This is a genomic window from Citrobacter sp. Cpo040, from assembly GCF_030332915.1.
GTDB lineage: Bacteria > Pseudomonadota > Gammaproteobacteria > Enterobacterales > Enterobacteriaceae > Citrobacter > Citrobacter portucalensis.
The window spans coordinates 1-25,165 of record NZ_JAOWGX010000025.1 but is presented as its reverse complement, the minus strand read 5'-3'; the positions used below and the strand labels follow the sequence as shown (position 1 = coordinate 25,165).

The 25,165-nt window shown below is 52.9% G+C and carries 18 protein-coding genes and 1 pseudogene; 11 read left to right on the top strand and 8 right to left on the bottom strand.

All coding sequences use genetic code 11. The features are described from left to right. Nucleotides 1-30: 30 nt before the first annotated feature. From actP to acs, 3 genes are all read right to left on the bottom strand, one after another. Nucleotides 31-1,680 (bottom strand): cation/acetate symporter ActP, encoded by a 1,650-nt coding sequence (actP, locus tag OGX86_RS00420; protein WP_008786931.1) that lies wholly within the window; start codon nt 1,678-1,680, stop codon nt 31-33. Then, nucleotides 1,677-1,991 carry a DUF485 domain-containing protein gene (locus tag OGX86_RS00415; protein WP_003031750.1) on the bottom strand — a complete coding sequence of 105 codons (315 nt, stop codon included), beginning with the start codon at nt 1,989-1,991 and terminating at the stop codon, nt 1,677-1,679. The genes actP and OGX86_RS00415 overlap by 4 nt, the downstream gene beginning before the upstream one ends. A gap of 242 nt (nt 1,992-2,233) precedes the next feature. Next, nucleotides 2,234-4,192 (bottom strand): acetate--CoA ligase, encoded by a 1,959-nt coding sequence (acs, locus tag OGX86_RS00410; RefSeq protein WP_003826645.1) that lies wholly within the window; start codon nt 4,190-4,192, stop codon nt 2,234-2,236. A 434-nt stretch (nt 4,193-4,626) separates the two neighbouring features. Here acs and nrfA point away from each other — a divergent pair, with 434 nt between their 5' ends. From nrfA to gltP, 7 genes and pseudogenes are all read left to right on the top strand, one after another. Then, complete coding sequence (gene nrfA, locus OGX86_RS00405; protein ID WP_128316992.1) at nt 4,627-6,063, top strand: ammonia-forming nitrite reductase cytochrome c552 subunit; 1,437 nt, start codon at nt 4,627-4,629, stop codon at nt 6,061-6,063. A gap of 44 nt (nt 6,064-6,107) precedes the next feature. After that, a complete protein-coding gene (gene nrfB / locus OGX86_RS00400) occupies nt 6,108-6,674 on the top strand; it encodes a cytochrome c nitrite reductase pentaheme subunit (RefSeq protein WP_003826649.1) in 567 nt (188 codons plus the stop codon). Continuing rightward, nucleotides 6,671-7,342: a cytochrome c nitrite reductase Fe-S protein gene (gene nrfC, locus OGX86_RS00395; protein ID WP_003031761.1), complete on the top strand. Its 672-nt coding sequence runs from the start codon at nt 6,671-6,673 to the stop codon at nt 7,340-7,342. Before nrfB ends, nrfC begins: the two co-directional genes overlap by 4 nt. Then, complete coding sequence (nrfD, locus tag OGX86_RS00390; protein WP_032942109.1) at nt 7,339-8,295, top strand: cytochrome c nitrite reductase subunit NrfD; 957 nt, start codon at nt 7,339-7,341, stop codon at nt 8,293-8,295. Before nrfC ends, nrfD begins: the two co-directional genes overlap by 4 nt. Nucleotides 8,296-8,303: 8 nt before the next feature. Continuing rightward, nucleotides 8,304-10,533: pseudogene (gene nrfF / locus OGX86_RS00385) on the top strand (heme lyase NrfEFG subunit NrfF). Beyond that, nucleotides 10,530-11,141, top strand: coding sequence for a heme lyase NrfEFG subunit NrfG (nrfG, locus tag OGX86_RS00380; RefSeq protein WP_286639016.1), 612 nt, complete (start codon nt 10,530-10,532; stop codon nt 11,139-11,141). The pseudogene nrfF and the gene nrfG overlap by 4 nt, the downstream one beginning before the upstream one ends. Nucleotides 11,142-11,485: 344 nt before the next feature. After that, a complete protein-coding gene (gene gltP, locus OGX86_RS00375; RefSeq protein ID WP_020996087.1) occupies nt 11,486-12,796 on the top strand; it encodes a glutamate/aspartate:proton symporter GltP in 1,311 nt (436 codons plus the stop codon). 78 nt (nt 12,797-12,874) lie between these two features. On the opposite strand, the gene yjcO is transcribed toward gltP, so the two are convergent. After that, entirely contained in the window at nt 12,875-13,558 is a 684-nt protein-coding gene (gene yjcO, locus OGX86_RS00370; RefSeq protein ID WP_048215118.1) for a Sel1 family TPR-like repeat protein YjcO, read from the bottom strand. A 91-nt stretch (nt 13,559-13,649) separates the two neighbouring features. Then, complete coding sequence (gene fdhF, locus OGX86_RS00365) at nt 13,650-15,797, bottom strand: formate dehydrogenase subunit alpha (protein ID WP_286639011.1); 2,148 nt, start codon at nt 15,795-15,797, stop codon at nt 13,650-13,652. A 288-nt stretch (nt 15,798-16,085) separates the two neighbouring features. On the opposite strand from fdhF, the gene OGX86_RS00360 reads away from it, so the two are divergent. Next, nucleotides 16,086-16,817, top strand: coding sequence for a response regulator transcription factor (locus OGX86_RS00360; RefSeq protein ID WP_032942111.1), 732 nt, complete (start codon nt 16,086-16,088; stop codon nt 16,815-16,817). A gap of 87 nt (nt 16,818-16,904) precedes the next feature. On the opposite strand, the gene OGX86_RS00355 is transcribed toward OGX86_RS00360, so the two are convergent. Genes OGX86_RS00355 through OGX86_RS00345 form a run of 3 tightly spaced genes read right to left on the bottom strand, consistent with a single transcriptional unit; the run spans nt 16,905 to nt 19,464 of the window. Then, nucleotides 16,905-17,909 (bottom strand): carbohydrate kinase family protein, encoded by a 1,005-nt coding sequence (locus OGX86_RS00355; protein WP_100247236.1) that lies wholly within the window; start codon nt 17,907-17,909, stop codon nt 16,905-16,907. Further along, a complete protein-coding gene (locus tag OGX86_RS00350; RefSeq protein WP_008786944.1) occupies nt 17,906-18,766 on the bottom strand; it encodes a ketose 1,6-bisphosphate aldolase in 861 nt (286 codons plus the stop codon). The genes OGX86_RS00355 and OGX86_RS00350 overlap by 4 nt, the downstream gene beginning before the upstream one ends. Before the next feature lie 14 nt (nt 18,767-18,780). Beyond that, complete coding sequence (locus OGX86_RS00345) at nt 18,781-19,464, bottom strand: D-lyxose/D-mannose isomerase (RefSeq protein ID WP_032942114.1); 684 nt, start codon at nt 19,462-19,464, stop codon at nt 18,781-18,783. Nucleotides 19,465-20,014: 550 nt separating this feature from the next. Between OGX86_RS00345 and OGX86_RS00340 the strand changes: the two genes are divergently transcribed. The 3 genes from OGX86_RS00340 to OGX86_RS00330 form a co-directional block, all read left to right on the top strand. Next, complete coding sequence (locus tag OGX86_RS00340; RefSeq protein ID WP_149607431.1) at nt 20,015-22,555, top strand: type VI secretion system Vgr family protein; 2,541 nt, start codon at nt 20,015-20,017, stop codon at nt 22,553-22,555. Further along, nucleotides 22,548-24,644 carry a T6SS effector phospholipase Tle3 domain-containing protein gene (locus OGX86_RS00335; protein WP_353655311.1) on the top strand — a complete coding sequence of 699 codons (2,097 nt, stop codon included), beginning with the start codon at nt 22,548-22,550 and terminating at the stop codon, nt 24,642-24,644. The genes OGX86_RS00340 and OGX86_RS00335 overlap by 8 nt, the downstream gene beginning before the upstream one ends. 9 nt (nt 24,645-24,653) lie before the next feature. Then, the coding region (locus OGX86_RS00330) for a T6SS immunity protein Tli3 family protein (RefSeq protein ID WP_286639007.1) at nt 24,654-25,165 on the top strand (512 nt) is incomplete at its 3' end.

Genomic DNA, 25,165 nt, shown 5'->3' with positions numbered 1-25,165 from the left:
TCCGGCCCGAAAGCCGGAGGAGAAGGGAAGTTAGTGCGCGCGACCTTGTTCTACGCCGTACCCGGTCTGGGAACGGATGAACTGAGCACGGAACTGCTCGCGTTCGCGGTTGCCTTCTTCTGAGTTGTCGGTGGCAGAGAAGAACCAGATCCCGAGGAATGCTACGCTGATGGAGAACAGCGCCGGATACTCATACGGGAAAATGGCTTTTTCGTGACCGAGGATCTGGACCCAAATCGTTGGACCAAGAATCATCAGCACCACTGCCGTCAGCAGGCCTAACCAGCCACCCAACATTGCGCCACGCGTGGTCAGTTTCGACCAGTACATAGAGAGCAGAATGATGGGGAAGTTACAGCTCGCCGCGATGGCGAAAGCCAGGCCGACCATGAATGCGATGTTCTGGTTTTCGAACAGCACGCCGAGCACGATGGCAATCACGCCCAGCACCAGCACGGTGATTTTCGAAACCCGCAGCTCTTCACGTTCGGTGGCGCCTTTGCGGAACACGTTGGCGTACAGGTCGTGAGACACTGCCGATGCGCCCGCCAGCGTCAGACCGGCAACCACCGCCAGAATGGTGGCAAACGCCACGGCTGAGATGAAGCCGAGGAACAGGTTACCGCCCACCGCATTCGCCAGGTGAACCGCCGCCATGTTATTACCGCCAATCAGCGCGCCCGCAGCATCTTTGTACGCCGGATTAGCACCTACCAGCATGATTGCGCCAAAGCCGATGATAAAGGTCAGGATATAGAAATAACCCATAAAACCGGTGGCGTAGAACACACTCTTACGTGCTTCACGGGCATCGCTAACCGTGAAGAAGCGCATCAGGATGTGCGGCAAGCCCGCCGTACCAAACATCAGGCCGAGACCTAACGACAGTGCGGAGATTGGGTCTTTTACCAACCCGCCCGGGCTCATAATGGCTGAACCTTTCGGGTGTACCGCCATCGCTTCGGTGAACAGATTATTGAAGCTAAAGCCGACGTGCTTCATCACCATAAAGGCCATAAAGCTGGCACCGAACAGCAACAGTACGGCTTTGATGATCTGTACCCAGGTGGTCGCCAACATGCCGCCAAACAAAACGTACATCATCATCAGCACGCCAACCAGTACGACAGCGATGTGATAGTTCAGACCAAACAGCAGCTCAATCAGCTTACCTGCACCAACCATCTGCGCGATCAGATACAGCGCAACCACCACCAGGGAACCACAGGCAGACAGAATACGGATTGGCCCTTGCTTCAGACGATAAGACGCAACGTCTGCAAAGGTGTAACGACCCAGGTTACGCAAACGCTCAGCAATCAGGAACAGGATAATTGGCCAGCCGACCAGGAAGCCGAGTGAATAGATCAGCCCGTCATAACCGGAGGTAAAGACCAGCGCGGAAATCCCGAGGAACGATGCCGCTGACATATAGTCGCCCGCAATCGCCAGCCCGTTCTGGAAACCGGTGATGTTACCGCCAGCGGTGTAGTAATCATTACGTGAACGTACGCGCTTAGACGCCCAGTAGGTAATGCCGAGCGTAAAGATGACGAAAATCAGGAACATAATAATCGCCTGCCAGTTGGTTGGCTGGCGTTGGACTGCACCGCTAATAGCATCCGCCGCGTTTGCGGCGAAGGGCAGCGTGGCGGCAAGCGCCGTCAGGACTCTCTTCATGATGCTTTAACCTCGTGCAAAACCGCATTGTTCAGGCGATCGAATTCACCGTTTGCCCGCCAGATGTAGATCCCGGTCAGGATGAAGGAGATAAGGATCACACCGACCCCAATCGGAATACCGCGGGTGACGCTGGTTCCCGCGTGTAGCGGAGTACCCAGCCAGCCCGGCGCAAAGGCAATCAATAATATAAAGCTGATATAAACTGCCAGCATGATGATGGACAGAATGGTGGCAAACCGTTGCCGTTTTTCTACTAACTCCCTGAAACGCGCACTGTCTTCTATCCGCTGATAAATTTGGTCATTCATCACAGAGCTCTCCAGAGGTCCCCCTGCGTCTTTCGTGCTACAGGTTCGTTGGCCGCACTCGCCCACCCCAGTCACATAGTGAACTATGCTCTTGGGGATGTGCTCGCTTGCCGCCTTCCTGTAACACGAAATCCTTTGGGGGAGGTTTTTTATATTTCCCTCCCGGTGAAGAGAGGGTAGGGTCAGATTTGTAGGCCGGATAAGACGCTTTCGCGTCGCCATCCGGCATTTTCAGGACTTTGTTATGATGGCATCGCGATGGCCTGCTTCTCTTCGAGCAGTTTCTCCACGACGCCAGGATCGGCGAGGGTCGAGGTATCGCCCAGATTGCTGGTATCGCCCGCCGCGATTTTGCGCAGGATGCGGCGCATGATTTTGCCGGAGCGGGTTTTCGGCAGTGAGTCGGTCCAGTGCAGCACGTCTGGCGTTGCCAACGGACCAATTTCTTTACGCACCCAGTTGCGAACCTCGGCGTACAACTCAGGTGACGGCTCTTCACCGTGATTCAGCGTGACGTAGGCGTAGATCGCCTGGCCTTTAATATTATGCGGAATTCCCACCACCGCGGCTTCGGCAATCTTCGGATGCGACACCAGCGCCGATTCGATTTCAGCCGTTCCCAGACGGTGGCCAGAGACGTTCAGCACATCGTCCACACGTCCGGTAATCCAGTAATAGCCATCTTCGTCACGGCGCGCGCCGTCGCCGCTGAAGTACATATTCTTGAAGGTAGAGAAGTAGGTTTGCTCAAAGCGTTCGTGATCGCCAAACAGCGTTCTCGCCTGGCCTGGCCACGAGTCGGTAATCACCAGGTTGCCTTCGGTCGCGCCTTCCAGCGGATTACCTTCGTTATCGACAATCGCAGGCTGCACGCCAAAGAACGGACGGGTTGCGGAACCGGCTTTCAGCTCGGTAGCGCCCGGCAGTGGGGTGATCATGAATCCCCCGGTTTCGGTCTGCCACCAGGTATCGACGACCGGACATTTTTCGTTGCCGATCTTCTTCCAGTACCACTCCCACGCTTCCGGGTTGATCGGCTCGCCAACGGAACCCAGGATACGCAGCGACGAACGGTCAGTACCTTCAATCGCTTTGTCGCCTTCTGCCATCAGTGCGCGAATGGCGGTCGGTGCGGTATACAGAATATTGACCTGGTGCTTGTCCACAACCTGTGACATACGCGCAGGCGTTGGCCAGTTTGGTACGCCTTCGAACATCAGCGTGGTTGCGCCGCAGGCCAGCGGGCCGTACAGCAGGTAGCTGTGTCCGGTTACCCAACCCACGTCAGCGGTGCACCAATAGATATCGCCTTGATGGTAATCAAACACGTACTTAAAGGTGGTTGCAGCGTAGACCAGATACCCGCCGGTAGTGTGCAGCACGCCTTTCGGCTTGCCGGTTGAACCGGAGGTATACAGGATAAACAGCGGATCTTCCGCGTTCATCTCTTCCGGTTGGTGTTCTGAGCTGGCTTTCTCGATAAGATCGGACCACCACAGGTCACGGCCTTCCTGCCACTCCGTTTTACCACCGGTACGTTTGAGGACGACCACATGTTCAACGGTCTTCACGTTCGGGTTTTTCAGCGCATCATCGACGTTCTTTTTCAACGGGATAGCGCGTCCGGCGCGTACGCCTTCATCGGCGGTGATCACCAGGCGTGAATTAGAGTCGATGATACGTCCGGCGACGGCTTCCGGTGAGAAACCACCGAAGATGACAGAATGCACGGCCCCAATGCGGGCACAGGCCAGCATGGCAACCGCAGCCTCTGGCACCATCGGCATATAAATGGCCACCACGTCACCTTTTTTAATGCCTAAATCCAGTAGCGTATTGGCGAAACGGCAGACATCGCGATGCAACTCGCGATAGGTAATGTTTTTGCTTTGGGTAGCGTCATCGCCCTCCCAGATAATGGCGGTACGATCGCCGTTTGCCTGCAGATGGCGGTCAAGGCAGTTTGCGGCTAGGTTCAGGGTGCCGTCTTCGTACCATTTAATAGACACGTTGCCTGGTGCGAAGGAGGTGTTCTTCACCTGGCTGTACGGCTTGATCCAATCAAGAATCTTTCCCTGCTCGCCCCAAAATGTGTCGGGTTCGTTAACGGATTGCTGGTATTTCTCTGCGTACTGCTCCGGATTTATCAGGCAACGATCCGCAATGTTTGCGGGAATAGCGTGTTTATGTATTTGGCTCATGGCTTTTGTTCTCCTTGTAGGATGTTAATAATATGTCTCATAAACGTTAAATGTAGGGGCTTTGAGAGTTTTGTTTAGTATTTGCGCGGCAGATCACGCAATAAACGAATTGTGCAAATTAGCGACAAACTGAATTTTGAAGGGAACTAGCAAAAATTGATTAAATCTCGCGATAACATGCAGTTATCTAAAGGATTGTTGAAAAGGTGATCTGTCTCTGAATTAGACAAAAGAGTGAGAGATTAGAGGGGTGTTATAACTCTAAAGTGGTATTTTACATACACTTACAATTGATTAAAGACAACATTTTAAGTGTGGTTTCTTGTTACAAATAGGGTGGAGCAATGTCATGACAGTATTCGTGTGGTTGCTGTTGTGGAAAACAATAAAAGAACCGCCATTGCAGATAATGGCGTCATCTGGATGAGACCCCTATGGCAAGGATAAAATCACGCGTACGCCGTTTCTTCAGCCTGTTATTACCTTTATTATTTATTTCTGCTGTTCACGCTGAACAAACTTCTGTACCTGCAAAAACCGTCACCGTTGAAGCGAAGAATGAAACCTTCGCACCTCAGCATCCCGATCAATATCTCTCCTGGAAAGCCACGTCTGAGCAATCAGCCCGTGAAGATGCACTGGCAGAAGATCCGCGTCTGGTGATCCTGTGGGCGGGATACCCATTCTCGCGCGATTACAACAAACCGCGGGGACACGCGTATGCCGTGACCGATGTCCGTGAAACCTTACGTACCGGCGCACCAAAAACGGCAGAAGATGGTCCGTTGCCGATGGCCTGCTGGAGCTGTAAAAGCCCGGACGTAGCGCGTCTTATCCAGAAAGACGGTGAAGATGGCTACTTCCACGGTAAATGGGCGCGCGGCGGTCCGGAAATTGTTAACAACCTCGGTTGTGCGGATTGCCATAATACCGCGTCACCAGACTTCGCCAAAGGCAAGCCAGAACTGACCCTGTCGCGTCCTTATGCAGAACGCGCGATGGAAGCCATCGGTAAACCGTTTGAGAAAGCCGGTCGCTTTGACCAGCAATCCATGGTCTGCGGCCAGTGCCACGTGGAATACTACTTCGACGGTAAGAACAAAGCCGTTAAGTTCCCGTGGGACGACGGCATGAAAGTCGAGAACATGGAGAAATACTACGACAACATTGCTTTCTCTGACTGGACCAACTCCCTGTCTAAAACGCCGATGCTGAAAGCGCAGCACCCGGAGTATGAAACCTGGAGCGCGGGCATTCACGGCAAGAACAACGTGACCTGTATCGACTGCCACATGCCGAAAGTGCAAAACGCGGAAGGCAAGATCTACACCGACCATAAGATTGGTAACCCGTTCGATAACTTCTCTCAGACCTGCGCGAACTGCCACACCCAGGACAAAGCGTCCCTGCAAAAAGTGGTCGCCGAGCGTAAACAGGCCATTCATGACCTGAAAATCAAAGTTGAAGATCAGCTGGTTCGTGCGCACTTCGAAGCGAAAGCCGCATGGGATGCGGGCGCGACTGAAGCGGAAATGAAGCCGATTCTGGAAGATATCCGCCACGCACAATGGCGCTGGGACCTGTCTATCGCCTCACACGGCATTCATATGCACGCCCCGGAAGAAGGTCTGCGGATGCTGGGTAGCGCAATGGATAAAGCCGCCGATGCGCGTACCAAACTGGTCCGTCTGCTGGCGACCAAAGGCATCACGCATGAAATTCCGTTGCCGGATATCTCGACCAAAGAGAAAGCCCAGGCGGCGATTGGTCTGAACATGCAGCAAATCAATGCTGAGAAGCAGGACTTCATCAAAACGGTGATTCCGCAGTGGGAAGATCAGGCGCGTAAAAACGGTCTGTTAAGCCAATAACCCCATTTCGCCCCGCAAGGGGCGGATAACTCAACGGAGTGAATATGAGCGTATTACGTTCGTTATTAACTGCTGGGGTGCTGGCGTCAGGCTTGTTATGGAGCCTGAGTGGAATCACTGCCACGCCAACGCCGCAGGAGTCGGATCAACGCTGGACGGTTACCCAACAGCGTAATCCGGATGCTGCCTGTCTGGACTGTCACAAGCCGGATACCGAAGGCATGCATGGTAAGCATGCGGAAGTCATCAACCCGAATAACAAACTGCCGGTCACCTGCACTAACTGTCACGGCCAGCCATCACCGAACCACCGTGAAGGGGTGAAAGATGTGATGCGCTTTAATGAGCCGATGTACAACGTGGAGCAGCAGAACAGCGTCTGTATGTCCTGTCACCTGCCTGAGCAGCTGCAAAAAGCGTTCTGGCCGCACGATGTCCATGTAACCAAAGTGGCGTGTGCCAGCTGTCACTCACTGCATCCGAAGCAAGACACGATGCAAACGCTGAGCGATAAAGGACGGATCAAGATTTGCGTCGATTGCCACAGCGATCAGCGTAACAATCCGAACTTTAACCCGGCGTCGATTCCGTTGCTTAAGGAGCATCCATGAGTTGCTCTCGTCGCCAGTTTATCACCGGCGTCGGCGCGCTGGTGGCAGTGAGCGGGACGGCGGGGCGCGTTGTGGCGAAGACGCTGAACATCAACGGCGTGCGTTACGGTATGGTACATGATGAGTCATTATGCATCGGCTGTACGGCCTGTATGGATGCTTGTCGCGAAGTCAACAACGTGCCGGAAGGCGTATCGCGTCTGACGATTATTCGCAGTGAGCCGCAAGGAACGTTTCCTGATGTGAAGTATCGCTTCTTCCGTCATTCGTGCCAGCACTGCGACCACGCTCCCTGCGTTGACGTCTGCCCGACGGGGGCATCGTATCGCGATGCCGCCAGCGGCATTGTGGATGTGAACCCGGACCTTTGCGTTGGCTGCCAGTACTGCATTGCCGCGTGTCCTTATCGCGTGCGCTTTATCCATCCGGTGAGCAAAACGGCGGATAAATGCGATTTCTGCCGGAAAACCAACCTGAAAGCGGGCAAACAGCCCGCCTGCGTTGAGTCATGTCCGACGAAGGCGCTGACGTTTGGTAATCTGGACGATCCCAACAGCGATATCTCCCGTTTGTTGCAGCAGAAAACGACCTACCGTTACAAGCTGGCGTTGGGTACAAAACCGAAGGTCTACCGCGTTCCCTTTAAATTTGGGGAGGTGAGCCAATGACATCCGCTTCTGCATTTCATTTTGAATCACTGGTGTGGGACTGGCCCATTGCCATCTATCTGTTCCTGATAGGTATCTCTGCCGGACTGGTCACGCTGGCGATTCTGCTGCGTCGCTTCCATCCGGAGGCGGGCGGTTCGGACAGCACGCTGCTGCGCACTACGCTGGTGTTAGGGCCGGGGGCGATTATCCTCGGTCTGTTGATTCTGGTGTTCCACCTGACGCGGCCATGGACTTTCTGGAAACTGATGTTCCACTACAGCTTCACTTCGGTGATGTCGATGGGGGTCATGCTGTTCCAGTTGTACATGGTGGTGTTAGTGCTGTGGCTGGCAAAAATCTTTGAAAAAGAAGTGATTGCCCTGCAACAGCGCTGGCTGCCGCGGTTAGGTATCGTGCAGAAAGTATTGACGCTGATTGCGCCGTTCCATCGTGCGCTTGAGACGTTAATGCTGGTGCTGGCGGTCCTGCTCGGGGCGTACACCGGCTTTCTTCTGTCGGCGCTGAAATCTTACCCGTTCCTGAATAACCCGATCCTGCCGGTGCTGTTCCTGTTCTCTGGGATCTCCTCCGGCGCCGCGGTGGCGCTGATCGCCATGGCGTTACGCCATCGTAGCAACCCGCACAGCACCGAAGCGCACTTTGTGCATCGTATGGAAGTCCCGGTGGTATGGCTGGAGATCTTCCTGCTGGCGGCGTTCTTTGTTGGTCTGGCGCTGGGCGATGACGGCAAAATGCGCGCGCTGGCGGCGGCACTGGGCGGTGGATTCTGGACCTGGTGGTTCTGGCTTGGCGTGGCTGGGCTTGGGCTGATACTGCCGATGCTGCTAAAACCCTGGGCCAACCGCAGTTCGACGTTTCATGGCGTGCTGGCAGTGTGCGGCGCCAGCCTGACCGGCGTACTGCTGCTGCGTTTTTTTATACTCTATGCGGGTCAGCTAACCGTTGCGTAAGGTGATATCTGGACGTTCTCCTTCCTGAAGCCGGTTTTCTGGCGCTGTTATTAAGCCTTGGGGTCAACGTGTTGACCCCGCTTGCCGTGCTGGTGGGTGTCCGCCAGCGCTGGCAAGGGGTGATGCGGCTTGCAACGGTGGGCGTGTGGGCGCAATTTACCCTGCTACTGCTGGCTTTTGCCATTCTGGTATTCTGCTTTTTGACCAGCGACTTTTCGGTGGTCTACGTTGCTCAGCACAGCTACAGCCTGCTGCCGTGGGGATTAAAACTGGCGGCGGTGTGGGGCGGTCATGAAGGATCGCTGCTGCTGTGGGTGCTGTTTCTTTCCGGCTGGAGCGCGCTGTTCGCTTTACGCTATCGGCGTGATACCGACGCGCTGTTTCCGCTGACGCTCAGCGTCCTTTCAATGATAACGGCCCTGCTGCTGCTGTTTGTGGTGGTATGGTCCGATCCGTTCGTGCGCATCTTCCCGCCTGCCATTGAAGGGCGCGACCTTAACCCGATGCTGCAACATCTCGGGTTAATCCTCCATCCACCTCTGCTGTATCTGGGTTACGGTGGTTTGATGGTGGCGGCAGGCGTGGCGCTGGCCTCGCTGCTACGTGGTGACTTTAATGCGCAGAGCGCCTGGGTGTGCTGGCGCTGGGCGCTGCCCGGCTGGTGCGCGCTGACGCTGGGAATTATCCTCGGCTCCTGGTGGGCCTATTGCGAGCTGGGCTGGGGCGGCTGGTGGTTCTGGGACCCGGTTGAAAATGCCTCCTTATTACCCTGGCTTTCCGCCAGCGCGCTGCTGCATAGCCTGTATATCACGCGCCAGCGCGGAATCTTCCGCCACTGGTCGCTGCTACTGGCGATCGTCACGCTGATTTTATCGCTGCTTGGGACGCTGATTGTACGTTCCGGCATTCTCGTTTCGGTGCATGCTTTCGCGTTGGATAACGTCCGCGCCGCGCCACTGTTTGCGCTGTTTACCGTGTTGAGTCTGGCGTCGCTCGGGCTGTACGCCTGGCGGGGCCAGCAAGTCCGGCAGAATGCGCGTTTTGGCGGTTGGTCACGCGAGATGCTGATTCTGGTTGCGCTGCTGCTCTTTAATGCGGTGCTGCTGATTGTGTTGATTGGCACGCTCTACCCGATGATTTACGGGCTGTTCGGCTGGGGACGGCTCTCCGTAGGCGCACCGTACTTTAACCGCGCTACGCTGCCCTTTGGCCTGCTGATGCTGCTGGTTATCGTGCTGGCAACGGTCAGAAGCCGCAACGTGTCTTTCCGCATCCAGCTTCCGGCACTGCTGGCGCATGCCGGGGTGCTGGTGTTTGCGGCGGGGATCGTCTTTTCCAGCGGTAGCCGTCAGGAGATAAGCCTGAACCTGAGCCCTGGGCAGCAGGTTGAACTGGCGGGTTACATTTTCCGTTTTGAGCGTCTCGACCTGGAAGCCAAAGGTAACTACACCAGTGAAAAAGCGCAGATCACTCTGTGGCACAATGAGAAACGTATTGGCAGCCTGCAACCTGAAAGGCGCTTCTATGCCGCGCGCCGTCAACAGATGATGGAGCCGGGGATCCGCTGGAATCTGATGCATGACTGGTACGCGGTAATGGGTGAAAAAACCGGACCTGACCGCTATGCCATGCGTTTGTACGTGCAGACCGGCGTGCGCTGGATTTGGGGTGGGGGACTGTTAATGGTCTTTGGCGCGATGCTGAGCGGATGGCGAGGGAGAAAGCGCGATGCGTAAATTAATTACAACGTTGCCGGATGGCGGCGTAAACGCCTTATCCGGCCTACAGGGGGCGCGAACCGTAGGCCGGATAAGCGCAGCGCCATCCGGCAAAAAGTTTTTACTCTTAACGCTCGTCCTGTTTTTCATCACTTTCGCCACCCATGCCCAGGTGGTGGACACATGGACGTTTGCCAACCCGCAGCAGCAGGAACAAGCGCTTTCTATTGCCAGCCAGCTTCGCTGCCCACAGTGTCAAAACCAAAACTTGCTGGAATCCAATGCACCGGTAGCGGTTAGTATGCGCCATCAGGTTTATAGCATGGTGGCGGAAGGGAAAAGCGAAGCCGAGATAACGACATGGATGACCGAGCGTTATGGTGACTTCGTGCGCTACAACCCGCCGCTGAATGAGCAAACGCTGCTGCTGTGGGCGTTGCCGTGCCTGCTGTTATTGCTGGTAGGTGTGGTGGTCTGGCGAGTGAGAAGACGTCAGCATACGGAGGAAGGTGAACAATGAACCAGTCCGAACCGCTGTTACGCCCAATGCCTGTGAAGCGGCTGACCGCTGCGGCGGTGCTGATGGTTGTGGCCTGCATTGGAGGCTACTTGTTGACGCCAAAATGGCAGGCGGTTCGTCAGGAGCAAACGAGACTGGCAGACCCTTTACATGCTTTCTCCGATGAAAATGTTCAGGAAAAACAGTTGCTTTTGCTGCAATTGCAGATTCGCGCTAATCCCCAGGACGGCGTGAAATGGGCGCAACTCGGGGAGTACTATCTTTGGCAAAACGCGTATCATAATGCGCTGCTGGCCTACGAACAGGCGCTGCGTGTCGGCGGTGAAAATGCTGAGATCTATTCAGCGATGGCAACGGTATTGTATTACCAGGCCGGACAACATATGACGCCGCCCACTCGCGAGATGATTGATAAGGCTCTGGCGCTGGACCCGGCAGAGGTCACCGCGCTGATGCTGTTAGCCTCAGATGCGTTTATGCAGGCAGACTACGCCCAGGCTATTTCAGTGTGGCAAAAGGTTATGGATTTAAATTCGCCTAGGGTGAACCGGGCACAGCTCGTTGACTCTATTAATATGGCGAAGTTATTGCAGAATCGGCAAAAATAAATTTGTTTTTTTTGTGATTTGTATCATTTGGCCTGTTTAAAAAACAGGCAAACGAACAAATGGGCGAAAAAAACTCACACCATGACTTCTTCATTTTTGAACATATTAAAATTCTTTTATAACAAAAAGTTATTCATCAATACCGCGATAAAATTGCATTTTTATGCATAAAATCAGCCAAAAGCCCTGTTCTTAGAGGGTTGCGCGGAATGCCATGCAGATGATAATGATAATAAGCGTTAAAAAACTCCATAAACGAACGCAACACAATTCATACCCTTTCAGTATGTACTATTCCCACACACCGCATGTGGAATAGCGCTCCATCGAGGAAGTCCGTTGTTATGAAAAATTTGAAAGTCAGCCTGGCATGGCAGATTCTAATCGCCATGGTGCTGGGCATTCTGCTAGGGAGTTACCTGCATTACCATAGTGACAGCCGTGAATGGCTGGTTGTAAACCTGCTGTCACCGGCGGGCGATATCTTTATCCATCTGATCAAAATGATCGTTGTGCCCATTGTCATCTCTACGCTGGTTGTCGGTATTGCCGGAGTCGGTGATGCAAAACAGCTGGGCCGCATTGGCGCCAAAACTATTCTCTATTTCGAAGTGATCACCACCGTGGCGATTATCCTTGGGATCACGCTGGCTAATGTGTTCCAGCCGGGTTCCGGGATTGATATGTCGCAACTGGCGACCGTAGATATTTCGAAATATCAAAGCACGACTGCAGAAGTACAGAGCCACGCGCATGGTTTGATGGGGACAATTTTGTCACTGGTGCCGACCAATATCGTCGCCTCGATGGCAAAAGGCGATATGCTGCCGATTATCTTCTTCTCGGTGCTGTTCGGTTTAGGCTTGTCTTCCCTGCCGGCAACTCACCGCGAACCGCTGGTTACCGTGTTCCGTTCTATTTCCGAAACCATGTTTAAAGTGACCCACATGGTTATGCGCTATGCGCCAGTCGGCGTTTTCGCGCTGATTGCCGTTACCGTCGCGAACTTCGGTTTTGCCTCTCTGTGGCCGCTGGCGAAGCTGGTGCTGTTGGTGCACTTTGCCATCCTGTTCTTCGCGCTGGTGGTGCTGGGGATTGTCGCGCGTATCTGCGGTTTGAGCATCTGGATCCTGATCCGCATTCTGAAAGACGAGTTGATTCTGGCTTACTCTACCGCCAGCTCCGAGAGCGTACTGCCGCGTATTATCGAGAAGATGGAAGCCTATGGCGCGCCAGCTTCAATCACCAGCTTTGTGGTGCCGACCGGCTACTCATTCAACCTTGATGGTTCAACGCTGTACCAGAGTATTGCTGCGATCTTTATTGCACAGCTGTACGGTATCGACCTGTCGCTGTGGCAGGAAATCGTGCTGGTGTTGACGTTGATGGTGACCTCGAAAGGGATTGCGGGCGTGCCGGGCGTATCATTCGTGGTGCTGCTGGCAACGCTGGGCAGCGTGGGGATCCCGCTGGAAGGCCTGGCGTTTATTGCTGGTGTTGACCGTATCCTCGACATGGCGCGTACCGCGCTGAACGTGGTGGGTAACGCACTGGCGGTGCTGGTTATCTCCAAGTGGGAACACAAATTTGACCGCAAAAAAGCGCTGGCCTATGAGCGCGAAGTATTAGGTAAGTTTGATAAGACCGCCTTGTAGGTCAGATAAGGCAACGCCGCCATCCGGCAACCTGCTCCGGGTTGCCTGATGGCGCTACGCTTATCAGGCCTACAACGACTACCCGTTGGTTAACTTTTCAAACTCTTCGCAGCCGGTATCGAATCCTTCCGTACAGCTCAGATTCAGCCAGTGCAGTGCCTTCTGTTTATTCTTCACGATAAAACCCTGCTCACCGTTTAAGAACATCATCCCGGCCCAGTATTCGGAATAGCCGGTGCGGGAAATGGCAGAGCTACGTTTGAAATACCACGTCGCTTTCTCATCGTCTGCAGGAATACCCACGCCGTTGGCGTAAATCAGCCCAAGCAGCATTTGCGCGTCGACGGCGGAGTCGTTTTCCAGGTCCTCGGAGGCGTTTTGCAGCAAGGTAATGGCTTTGGGGTAATCGGTGTGTCCAGCCTGAGTGTTGACCAGAATACGCGCCAGCGTAATTTCCCCGGTTTTACTGCCTGCCTGGGTCGCTTTTTCCGCCAGCGTTTTGGCCTGGGGGTAATCCAGACTGACCGGGTTAGTAATCTTAATCTGTGCCAGCAATGCGTAAGCATCGGCATCACCATTGTCGGCGGCTTTTTGCGCCCAATATTCCGCTTTACCCAAATCGCCTGAGCTAAACCAGGTATCAGCGAGGAAATATTGTGCACGTCGGTCTCCGGACTCGGCGGCTTTCAAAAACTGACTACCGGGCTCTTCGGCATGGACAAAGCATGTCATTAACACCATCAAGGCGAAAAGTCGTTTCATCTTATATTTAGATTTAGTGTAGGGAATGAACAGTATAGAGAGATTATGTGCATAAAAAAACGGCCTCCGAATGGAGGCCGTCAGGGGAAGCTTAACCCATCGCGCTTTCGCGTAGGCTGGCTTTCAGCTTGGTGTACTCATCAATGACATACTGCTCGGCAGCGCGCTGATCGGCAATGCGTTCAACGTTTACAGCACAGTACTTGTACTCCGGCGTTTTGGTAATCGGACTTAAGTTCTCGGTTACCAGTTCATTACATGCACCAATCCACCACTGGTAGGTCATGTAAATCGCGCCTTTGTTTGGACGATCGCTGACTGCCGCACGGGTAATGACCCGGCCTTTACGCGAGTTCACCCACACCAGCTCTTCATCCTGGATGCCCAGGCGTTCTGCGTCGGCGATGTTGATCTGGGCATAGCCCGGTTCATCCGCCAGCGCGGCCAACGCCGCACAGTTACCGGTCATCGAACGGCAAGAGTAGTGGCCGACTTCACGCACTGTAGACAGTACCATCGGGTACTCCTCAGTGAGTTTGTCGATTGGCGCTACCCAGTCGCAGGTGAAGAACTGCGCCAGGCCGTTCGGGGTGTCGAACTTCTCTTTGAAGAGATAAGACGTACCCTGGTCGGCTTCTGAGGTGTCGCGGCAAGGCCACTGGATATAACCCAGTTCGCCCATTTTCTCGTAAGTGGCACCATAGAAATCCGGGCACAGATGACGCAACTCGTCCCAGATTTCCTGGGTGTTGTTGTAGTGCATCGGATAGCCCATACGGGTGGCGATTTCACTGATAATCTGCCAGTCCGTTTTCAGATCCCACTTCGGCTCAACGGCTTTAAAGAAGCGCTGGAAGCCACGGTCAGCTGCGGAGAATACGCCTTCATGCTCACCCCATGACGTAGACGGTAAAATAACGTCTGCGGCAGCGGCAGTTTTGGTCATGAAGATATCCTGCACGATAACCAGTTCCAGATCCTCAAAGCCTTTGCGCACTGCGGAGAGTTCAGCATCGGTTTGTAATGGATCTTCACCCATGATGTACGCCGCGCGGACTTCGCCATGCGCTGCACGGTGCGGCAGTTCGCTGATGCGATAACCGGTATGAGCAGGCAGACTTTCCACGCCCCAGGCTTTAGCGAACTTCTCGCGGTTAGCCGGATCTTTCACATACTGATAGCCCGGATAGGTATCCGGCAGCGCGCCCATGTCACATGCGCCCTGAACGTTGTTCTGCCCACGAACCGGGTTAACGCCCACGCTCGGCTTACCGAGGTTGCCGGTCAGCATTGCGAGGCTGGTCAGTGAACGCACGGTTTCCACGCCCTGATAGAACTGGGTAACACCCATGCCCCACAGGATTGCCGCGCTTTTCGCCGTGGCATACATACGTGCAGCCTGACGAATATCCTGCGCGCTAACGCCCGTGATATCTTCGACAGACTCCGGCGTATAGCCTTCGACGATCTTGCTGTACTCTTCGAATCCTTCCGTACGGGAGGCGACGAACGCCTGGTCGTACAGTTTTTCTTCGATGATGACATGCCCCATGGCGTTGAGCAGCGCGATGTTCGAGCCGTTTTTCAACGCGATGTGCATGTCGGCAATACGCGCGGTTTCAATTTTGCGCGGATCGCAGACGATGATTTTCGCCCCGTTACGTTTAGCATTAATCACGTGATTCGCCACGATCGGGTGGGAATCCGCAGGGTTATACCCGAAGATGAACACTAAATCCGTGTTATCAATTTCATTGATAGCATTACTCATTGCGCCGTTACCGACCGATTGGTGCAGACCTGCAACCGATGGGCCGTGTCAGACGCGAGCGCAGCAGTCAACGTTATTGGTACCAATAACGGCGCGCGCGAATTTTTGCATTACATAGTTGGTTTCGTTACCTGTACCGCGAGATGAACCGGTCGTCTGAATAGCGTCCGGGCCGTACTTCGCTTTGATGGCGCTCAGGCGATCGGCGACGTAATTCAGCGCTTCATCCCAGGAAACAGATTCCAGTTTGCCGCCACGCTGGCGACGGATCATAGGGGTTTTCAGACGAGGGGTCAGGATCTGGGTATCATTGATAAAATCCCAGCCATAGTAGCCCTTCAGACACAGGGTACCCTGGTTGGTTTTCCCCTGCGCCGCTTCAGCCCGGACGATTTTGCCGTTATCGACCACCAGGTTGATTTTGCAACCTGATGCGCAATATGGGCAAACCGTGACGACTTTTTTCATCGGTCTCGCTCCAGTTAATCAAATCGCGCATACGCGCTTGTCGTTTTTGTTATGCATCTTTTATGCCATGTTTTTATCAGGGGCATTAGTCGATATTACGGGCGAATTTTGCGCAAAACCCTGACGAAAAACAGGCTGTCGTCATATTTGACGTGACGAATCTCCAATACGTGACGCCCCGGCAGTGTGACCGAGGTTATGTTTCCCGCACATCCTTGTGCCTTATCGCTGTCACTCTGTGCAGAATCAATCACACTCATTTAAGTTGGCCAGAAATGGGGAAAAACAATGAAGCCAGCCATACTGGTTGTGGATGATGACATCGCTGTCTGCACGCTTTTACAGGATGTGCTGAGCGAACACGTCTTTACGGTGACCGCCTGTCACACCGGGCAGGAGGCGCTGCGCTGCATTGAGACTCAGCCGGATATCGCTCTGGTATTGCTGGACATGATGTTGCCCGATATCAACGGTCTGATGGTGTTGCAGCAGGTGCAGAAGATGAGGCCCGGATTACCGGTGGTGATGCTGACCGGGCTTGGCAGCGAGTCGGATGTGGTTGTCGGGCTGGAAATGGGGGCTGACGACTATATCGGTAAGCCGTTCAATGCGCGGGTGCTGGTGGCTCGGGTAAAGGCGGTGCTCAGACGCGTTGGCGTGTTAACGGCAGAAAGCGGCTGCCCGCAAACCACGGGGCTTTCTTTCAATGGCTGGCATCTCGATACCGCCGGTTGCCAGTTACATAATCCCCAGCAGTTGAAGGTGGAGTTGACGCAGGGGGAATACAGCCTGCTGTTGGCGCTGGCCCAAAATGCCCGGCGGGTGCTGAGCCGGGAACAACTGCTGGAGCTGACGCGCAGCGACAGCGTTGAGGTGTTTGACCGCACTATTGACGTCTTAATCATGCGGCTGCGGCGAAAAATAGAGAACAACCCGCACCAGCCAATGTTGATCAAAACCCTGCGCGGGCTGGGTTATGTGTTTGCCGCCGACGTGCAACATCACGATAAGGCGGCGTGAACGTGTGCAGTTGCCGGATGCGGCGTAAACGCCTTATCCGGCCTACAAAAGCGATAACAACTCCGTAGGCCTGATAAGCGTAGCGCATCAGGCGTCAGCCATTTCTGCTTTCAACTCTGCCAGCGTCTTCGCGCCATCTATCGCATTCGCGCACAGCAAGCTTGCCCGCGCACAGGCGTGTGCCAACCTGACGCTGTCCGTCAGCGACCAGCGCTCATGACAGCCATACAAAAATCCAGCGCAAAACGCATCTCCCGCCCCGACGCTGCCAACGATCTCCTCCTGCGCCAGGTACTGCGACGGGATCCAGACGCCCGGCAGATCCGGCGCTTCACCCCAGGCACCTTCCGGACAGTGGATCACCACCCGCTGGCGTACACCTGCATCCAATAATTCGCGTGCGGCGGTGGCGATGTGCGCAATATGCAGTTCGCCGTTGGGCTGGCGGATCTCCAGCCCGCTGAACTCCCCGGCTTCCAGCTCGTTAATCACCAGATAGTCTAGATGGCGCAGGGCTGGCATCACCAGCGGTTGATAGCGCGGGTCGCCCTTGCGTGAGACCAGATCCAGCGACGTTTCAAAGCCGTTGTCGCGCATTTGCGCCAGCAGCCGTGCGCTACGCGTCCCGAACTCCTCATCCGGCATGTCCAGACTGTCGAGCAGCAGCAGATATCCCAGATGGAAGATTTTCATCGAGGTATCCAGTTGCTCAAACGCAGGCAGATCGAGTAGCCGATTGGCACCGGGCGAGTGGAAAAAGGTGCGCTGACCGCTGGGATCGGTCATCACCTGCGACATCGACGTGGGGGCGAATGTGGTGCGCTGCACGTGTTGGCGATTAACGTGATACTGCTCCAGCATCGCCATGATGTAGTCGCCGTCGCTGTCCTGACCGATTAACCCCACTGCCTGCAACGGCAGCCCAGTGTGCATTTTTGCCAGCGTCAGCAGCACATTAAGCGGCGCACCGCCCGTGGCGCGTTCGCTACGGGTGATTTCCGCCAGCCAGCCACGTTCCGGCCACTGCACAATTTGATGCACGTGATCGACCAGCATGTTGCCTGCGGCGATAACGCCTTTGCGTTCCATCAGACCCGTCCCGCGCTGCCAAAAATGCGCATCTGTTCCGAAACGGTATCGGTAATGGCCTCTTCAATGCCGAGCAGCAGTTCGGCGAATTCGTCGTACAGCGGCTGGCGATTCGCCATCCGTGTTTCTACCGCCGACAGCGCCGCCTGCGACATGCCGGTATAGAAGTTGATTTTGTGAATGCCGAGTTCAATCGCGCGCTTGAAATCGTCGTCGCTGATGCCGGAGCCGCCGTGCAGTACCAGCGGGATTGCCGCCTGCTGGCGAATGGCGTCCAGACGCGGGAAGTCGAGCAGCGGTTCGCCTTTGTATTTGCCGTGGGCATTGCCAATGGCGACCGCCAGCGCGTCAATCCCGGTTCTGTCGACGAAATCACGCGCCATCATTGGGTCGGTAAACAGCGACTCGTCGGCATGACCGTACAGCGCGCCGCCCTCATCACCGCCCACCGCACCCAGTTCGGCTTCCACCGACACGCCGACGGCGTGGCACATCTTTACCACTTCGCGGGTCTGGCGGATATTTTCTTCATACTCCAGCGTGGAGCCATCGAACATCACTGAACTGAACCCTAAGCGTAGTGCCCGAACTACCGACTCAAAGTGCAGGCCGTGGTCAAGGTTTAGCACCACCGGAATGTCATGCCGCGCGGCTTCGAACTTGACCGCCTCGACCAGAGAATCCAGCGAGATATATTTAAAATGTACTTCGGCGATATTGATGATAAACGGCGAACGTTCCTGCTTTGCCGCGGCAAACAGCGCGCGCAGGAAGTGTGAATCCAGAACATTAAATGCCCCTAAGGCATAGTGATGCTCACGGGCATGTGCAAGGCCATCAGCGAGAGATATCAACGGCATAATGCGCTCCTTGGTTAGCGGAACAGGCGATATTCGTTACACAGCACCAGCTGCGCCGGCTCGTCTTCTTCAATGTCGTTATAGCGGGCGATCGGTTGCAAAAAGTGGTTATCGTGGTCGTCGTCATTAACAGAAGAAACCTCGCCGACCAGCACGTCGCCAAAACCTTCTTCCGCCCAGAAGCTGTGATACAGGCCCGGTGGCAGGCAGATGCTTTCACCCGGCGTCAGGCGCAACTGACTGCCTGCCGCATGGGTTTGCCGACAGCCGTCAATCACCACGCTCACGTCGGTCTCCTCCGTTTGTTCCCGGATCCCCGCATTCCACAGTTCCACAATTAAATTGCCGCCGCCGCGATTGATAATGTCTTCGCGTTTGCGCCAGTGAAAATGCATCGGCGTGACCTGCGCATCGCGAACATGCATGATTTTCTCGGCGTAGCATTTCTCGTAAGGCATGCCTTTCGGCGAGCCATTACGCAGAGTGAACAGCGTTAACCCTTGCGCGGCGAAATTGTTTCCGCCAAACGCAGTGACATCCCAACCGAGTTTGAGGTCGAAAACTTCGCTCCAGGCAGCGGCATCAAGCTTGCGCCATTGGGTCGGTGGGAAACTGGCAAAAGGGGGGAGGTGCACGTCGTGCTGAGAGAAAAACTGGCGCGTGTGGCCAAGGATCTCGTTTATTGCGGAGCGTTTCATTGATTCTCCTGTGGCTGATAAGATGACCTTTATGCGGCCCTCTCTCAAAGGGAGAGGGAGAAAACCAAAATCTTTCCTTAGGAACACATGGGCATAATCCAGTTACCTCTCCCCTCACAGCAGAATAGGGAATAGTTATATTTTATTGTGTTTTTTTATGGGAGGGTGTGATTTATTCAATAAAAAAATAAATAAAAAGAATGCTTCTATAAATGTTATTGTAAATCATTGGGTTAATGTTTTGTTTTTTTAGTTCCCTCTCAGTTTTTGGAACCATTTGGATATGACTGCTTGATTGTTGTCTCGCGGTGAAAAAAACGAATGCAGCGTTATATAAATCGTTTTGTTAAAAAACTATTTCATTGAATCTAAAATCGTGCCAGTTAATCGTTTATTTATATGTCGTAATTATATTACGTGTTTGACTAATAATAATTAATTTACTTTCCAGATTTTTTCAGTAAAAAAAACAACCTTTTTTTATTATTGTTGATATGCTGACTGGACTTTATTTCTTATGTATTACTTTCTTTTTGCAAGGGATGCGATAATGAAAAAGGGTTCGGGTTTCTATAATCTTGAAGGTATAGTTTCAGAGGAGAGTATCAATAAGTATTTATTCTCCGTAAGGGGCGAGAGTAAGTTAGGGTTGCTGGATGTTGAAACAATTGAAGGTCATGAAAAGTTAAGTAAACCATACAGTTATAAAATTACATTCACATCAAAACAAAAAAGCATCCCTCCTGACTCACTTCTTAACATTGAAGGCTCGCTGAAAATAAGAGCACCTAATCATAGCTGGAATAAATATATTCAAGGTTCTGAGATGTGGCTATATGAACGGCAAATTGAAGGCGTCATTACGTCATTTTCGCTTATTAGTACATCAGCGGATGAATCACTGTATGAAATCAGGCTGGAGCATAAGCTGGCATTACTCTCACGACGCAAGCGTTCGGCTATTTACCTGAACATAAATGTGCCGAAACTGGTCACGCAGATCCTCAAAGAACATGCTTTTGCCGATTATGAAATCGACTTTGATAATCTTGTTTGTATCTATCCCAACCGGGAAATGATCGTCCAGTGGGAGGAGTCGGATTTAGCGTTTATCAGCCGCATCCTGTCAGAAGTTGGGATCTGGTTCAGGATCGCAAATCATCATGCTGTTTCGCACATTATGGTGGTTATCTTCAGTGATTCACAATGCCAGTACATTTTTGATCAAAAGATTATGCACTCATCCCACGCTGGGCTGACATCAAATGATTATTCGATCGATAAGCTGGTATCAAAGCACAATGTTGTCTCGGCAGACGTTAGGGCGAAGAACTTTGATTACAGGCTGGCAAACTCGCTGATGCTAAATGCTGACGCCGATGTGTCTGCGGAAAGGGCTACGACATATGGCACAGAGTATCGCTATGCGGATATCCATCATCAGCCGGGATCGCAATTTGCCGAGGTGCAGCCAGGTGAATCCAGCTGGTTCTATGCCAAACTGCATCACGAAATTATTCTTAATAATCAGTCCATTTTAAACGGTGTGACCACCAGTCCGTCGATCGTGCCGGGGATGGTGCTGGAAATCGACGGTACCATTCCACATGCTTTCGACTCTGGATTTGTGGTAACGGCAATGCGGGTGACGGGGAGGCGAGATGCAGCGCTCCAGTCCCGGCTTATCGGTATTCCCTACAACCAGAACGTTTGTTTTCGACCTCAGCCGCTACCCCGGCCACGTATTGCGGGTACTGTTCCCGCGATCGTTTCATCATCAATAGACAATGACAAATATGCTCATATCGATGTGCAGGGTCGATATTGGGTGAAGTTTGATTTTGACCTCGACCAGCACAGGCAAGGTTATGAAAGCATGCCCGTTCGTCTGGCGCGGGTTTATGCCGGCGATACTTATGGTCATCACTTTCCGCTCATCCAGGGCACAGAGGTTGCCATTGCGTTTGAAGGCGGCGATCCGGAAAGACCTTTCATTGCGCATGCCCTGCATCATGCTCCAAAGCCAGACCCCGTCACCAGCCGCAACAATACCCGCAACGTCATCCGCACTGCGGGTCTTAATAAGCTGCGGATGGAGGATCGGCGCGGGCAGGAACACGTCAAACTGAGTACCGAGTACGGTAAAACGCAGTTGAATATGGGCCATCTTGTTGATGCTGGTGGTAAACCGCGCGGCGAAGGCGCAGAACTGCGCACCGATGACCGGGCGGTCCTGAGGGCGGCAAAGGGGATATTACTCACGACCGAGGCGCAGCCAAAAGCCCAGGGCAAGCAGCTTGATATGAGCGCAGTGGTTCAGCAGCTTCAGGACGCGCTTACGCTGGCAACGTCACTTCAGCAAAGCGCGCTGACGGCGCAGGCGTTAAATGTCGAATTGGGGCCGCAGCAGCAGCTTAACGCTGCGCTTGAACAGCTTACCCGTTCGGGACTGGTGGCCTACGCCGATCACGGTATGGCCCTGCTGACACCACAAACGATGGCATTATCAGCAGACAAAGATTTGTCGCTAAACGCCGCCAGCAACGGCAGTTTTAACGTCTTTAAAAAACTCTCAATGGCCGTTGGACAGGGCCTGTCACTTTTCAGCAGAGCTATCGGAATCAAAATCATCGCCGCAAAAGATGATATTTCCGTCCAGGCGCAGCGCGGCGAAATGGGCCTGCTTTCTGATAAGCATTTTCATATTCAGAGTATGAACGGCAACGTAACCATCAGCGCCAGGAAGAATATCCAGCTTTTGTGCGGTGGTGGCGGTATCAGAATAAATGAAGACGGCTCTGTAAAAATATTCTCTCCCGCAAAAGTGCAGTTGAAAGGCACCTCTCTTGACTGGAGCGGACCGGAGTCGGCGAAAGATAAAACCCCTGTCTTTCAGGAGGAGCAGTTTCATCGCCGCATTAAATTACATGGCTCTGGCAACCCGGACGATGTTCTGAAGAATACAAAATTCAGACTGACTAAGGCATCAGGCGAAACCATTGAAGGCGTCACTGACGATGAAGGAATGACGCCGTTATTGGATATGACTGAAATGGACGAAATGAAAATGGAGATTTTGCCAAATGAGTAACAGTCCCTTTAATCCACGGGTGGTGGCGACAGGTGTACAGGGCGTGCCTAAATCAACGGGCGGAAAAATGGCTGTCTGCGACGTGCCCGTTAAGTATTCCATGCCCTGTATTGTGATCCTTGTGCACGGCGTCAACGATGTGGGGGAGGCCTATCAGAATCAGGAGCAGGGTATTATCGCTGGCCTGAATGAACGTATGGGCCGCACGGATATGTATCCGCATGAATGGCAGCAGTACAAAATGGATATGGGCGATGGCGAGCAGCAGAATGTAAAAATGCCCGGACGCAGCCCGGTAATTCCATTTTATTGGGGATATAAACCTGTCGATCATGCGACGTATATAGAAGACCAGCGGCGTTATCGCGAAGAACGGGCAAAATCAGGAGACGCCGCAAAACTGCCTTACAACGCCTATCAGGAAGATGACAACACAAAGCTGGAAAAGCTGGGGCATATTCCCCAAACCACCTTGAAATATCAGAATGATAATTTCGGCAACGTGCTGGACGATGTGTACGCCAAAGGCGGTGGTACCTTTGCCAATGCGACAACCACTATTCCGGATATGCTAGGCCCTGGCTCCGGCGGCCTGGCGAACGGTGCGGCAGGATTTGCATCACTGTATATGAATGCCGGGGATTTTACGCACCCTATTTATGATAACCCGCACCGTATTTATCAGTTTTTTGCCGCGCAGCGGCTGGCTGATTTAATCCTGATGATTCGAAGAGAACCGGCAACAAAATTCGATCCCATTAATATTGTTGCGCACTCCCAGGGGACGATAATTACCATGCTGGCCAATATGCTGGTCAAAGCAACAGGTGCCGATCCCGCCGATTGTGTGATTCTGAATCACTCCCCCTACGCACTGGAAAAAACGGCTGCTGAAGGTATGACGCCCGGACACCACCAGACGGATCGCGCCCGACAGCAGACGTTTAAAAATTTCTGCCAGTTGATGGCGACCAACGCCAGATATGGCAAGGGGGAATATCACACGCAAACCGAGATCGATGAATTAGAAGGCGCGCTGTGCCTGAGTAAAACCAATTCTCAATGGCGCAAGAATAAACTTTATACCCGTAATAACTTTGGCAAGGTATATAACTATTTTTGCCCCAATGACAGTGTAGTTTCATTACTTAACGTTCAGGGGTTGGGCTGGCGGGGAGTCCCCCATAACATTGCCAGCGGCATAGATAATCTGCGCCAGAGGGTTTTCTGTGAAAATGGTCCGGAAATAGGCGGCAGCCCACTGAGCGTGCCTTTTGAAATGCCGGCGTTAAAAAAAGGTTGTTTTGATCAGGATACGCTGGCGACCAGACAATATACATTTGCGGATGTTGTTGTGAATGGTGAGCAGCTCCCCGTCACCTTCAGACACCAGTTACAGGGTGCGGGAAGTAAGTATAAATATTCGATAGCGCCGGGTTCACCCGATCAGGACATCTCATTTTCTGCAAAAGCCACGGTTATTGCGCGCACTGAGACAGATTTCAAAAATCTCAGCGGCGCAGGTTTCGATTATTTACAGCCGGGCCAGGAATTAACGCCCACTGAACTTGCGATGTTCTCCAGAAAATATGGTAAGCCATATACCAAAGGCGTTGTTCTGGGTGGGGGATACAATAAAACCGTGCAGCTAATCTATGAAAAAACGCCGGATGAGCTGCAAAAAGAATGGCTGCAATCAGAGCAGGTTGGTTACAGCCAGCATTCCTCTATTGTTATGTCGAAAGATGCCCCCGTAAAAGCGATGGCCTTCGATCTGGCGGTGGGGATATGCGGGGCATTCGATCACCGCTGCGGAGAATTCTGGACCGAGCTACTCCTGCGCGGAGACTGGCGTATGAAGCGTAATGGTTTTCAGGAAGCTATTGATTATTATAGTACTGGAAAGTTGAACGAAGACCATACTAAAAATTTCATGAATAGGCCAGATGATATTTTACCAACAGGAGCGTTTGGCGTGGTTAACGAATATTGCCATTCAACAACGGTTAAACCTGCCAGACATAATGAAATATATAATACCGAGACACCCAATCTGCAATGGGATATGCCCAAACCACTTAACGTTTAAGGATAAATTATGAATAAGGGAAGTGCGTTAAAAATAATAATCGGAACTATTTCGCTATGTGCTATCGCTGCCTGTACAAAAAGAACACCCTCACAGATTATTTATCGCTATGATGATAACCGATATCTGGAATTAAAAGGCTATAATTGTGAGGGAGCGCTTTGGTATCATGATATCAGGCGGAATATACATAAAGAATTAGTAAATGGCATTTATTCAACGTATCGGATATTTTCCGGAGTATATATTCATTCGTCAGATAAGTATATTCTGATACCGCGATGGGAGCCAGGTGCATACACAATATCTAAAGACTATGGACAAACGTGGCAGGTCGCAACGTATATGTCCCCATCTCAGGGGCAAGAGAAAAATTCTGATGGGAATATGGTAGATAGACCTGAAGGAAAAGAAATAAAAAGAGTGGTGGTAGTTAATAATCAGGCATTTATTACCACGGCGAAGGGGCATTTATATCTGAGCTCATACCCTTTTGACGACCCGCGTCTGGCGCCGGGTGG

Bases quoted from the DNA above. Each gene is read 5' to 3' on its own strand.
- actP (WP_008786931.1), bottom strand. From the start codon at position 1,680: ATGAAGAGAGTCCTGACGGCGCTTGCCGCCACGCTGCCCTTCGCCGCA.
- OGX86_RS00415 (WP_003031750.1), bottom strand. From the start codon at position 1,991: ATGAATGACCAAATTTATCAGCGGATAGAAGACAGTGCGCGTTTCAGG.
- acs (WP_003826645.1), bottom strand. From the start codon at position 4,192: ATGAGCCAAATACATAAACACGCTATTCCCGCAAACATTGCGGATCGT.
- nrfA (WP_128316992.1), top strand. From the start codon at position 4,627: ATGGCAAGGATAAAATCACGCGTACGCCGTTTCTTCAGCCTGTTATTA.
- nrfB (WP_003826649.1), top strand. From the start codon at position 6,108: ATGAGCGTATTACGTTCGTTATTAACTGCTGGGGTGCTGGCGTCAGGC.
- nrfC (WP_003031761.1), top strand. From the start codon at position 6,671: ATGAGTTGCTCTCGTCGCCAGTTTATCACCGGCGTCGGCGCGCTGGTG.
- nrfD (WP_032942109.1), top strand. From the start codon at position 7,339: ATGACATCCGCTTCTGCATTTCATTTTGAATCACTGGTGTGGGACTGG.
- nrfG (WP_286639016.1), top strand. From the start codon at position 10,530: ATGAACCAGTCCGAACCGCTGTTACGCCCAATGCCTGTGAAGCGGCTG.
- gltP (WP_020996087.1), top strand. From the start codon at position 11,486: ATGAAAAATTTGAAAGTCAGCCTGGCATGGCAGATTCTAATCGCCATG.
- yjcO (WP_048215118.1), bottom strand. From the start codon at position 13,558: ATGAAACGACTTTTCGCCTTGATGGTGTTAATGACATGCTTTGTCCAT.
- OGX86_RS00360 (WP_032942111.1), top strand. From the start codon at position 16,086: ATGAAGCCAGCCATACTGGTTGTGGATGATGACATCGCTGTCTGCACG.
- OGX86_RS00350 (WP_008786944.1), bottom strand. From the start codon at position 18,766: ATGCCGTTGATATCTCTCGCTGATGGCCTTGCACATGCCCGTGAGCAT.
- OGX86_RS00345 (WP_032942114.1), bottom strand. From the start codon at position 19,464: ATGAAACGCTCCGCAATAAACGAGATCCTTGGCCACACGCGCCAGTTT.
- OGX86_RS00340 (WP_149607431.1), top strand. From the start codon at position 20,015: ATGAAAAAGGGTTCGGGTTTCTATAATCTTGAAGGTATAGTTTCAGAG.
- OGX86_RS00335 (WP_353655311.1), top strand. From the start codon at position 22,548: ATGAGTAACAGTCCCTTTAATCCACGGGTGGTGGCGACAGGTGTACAG.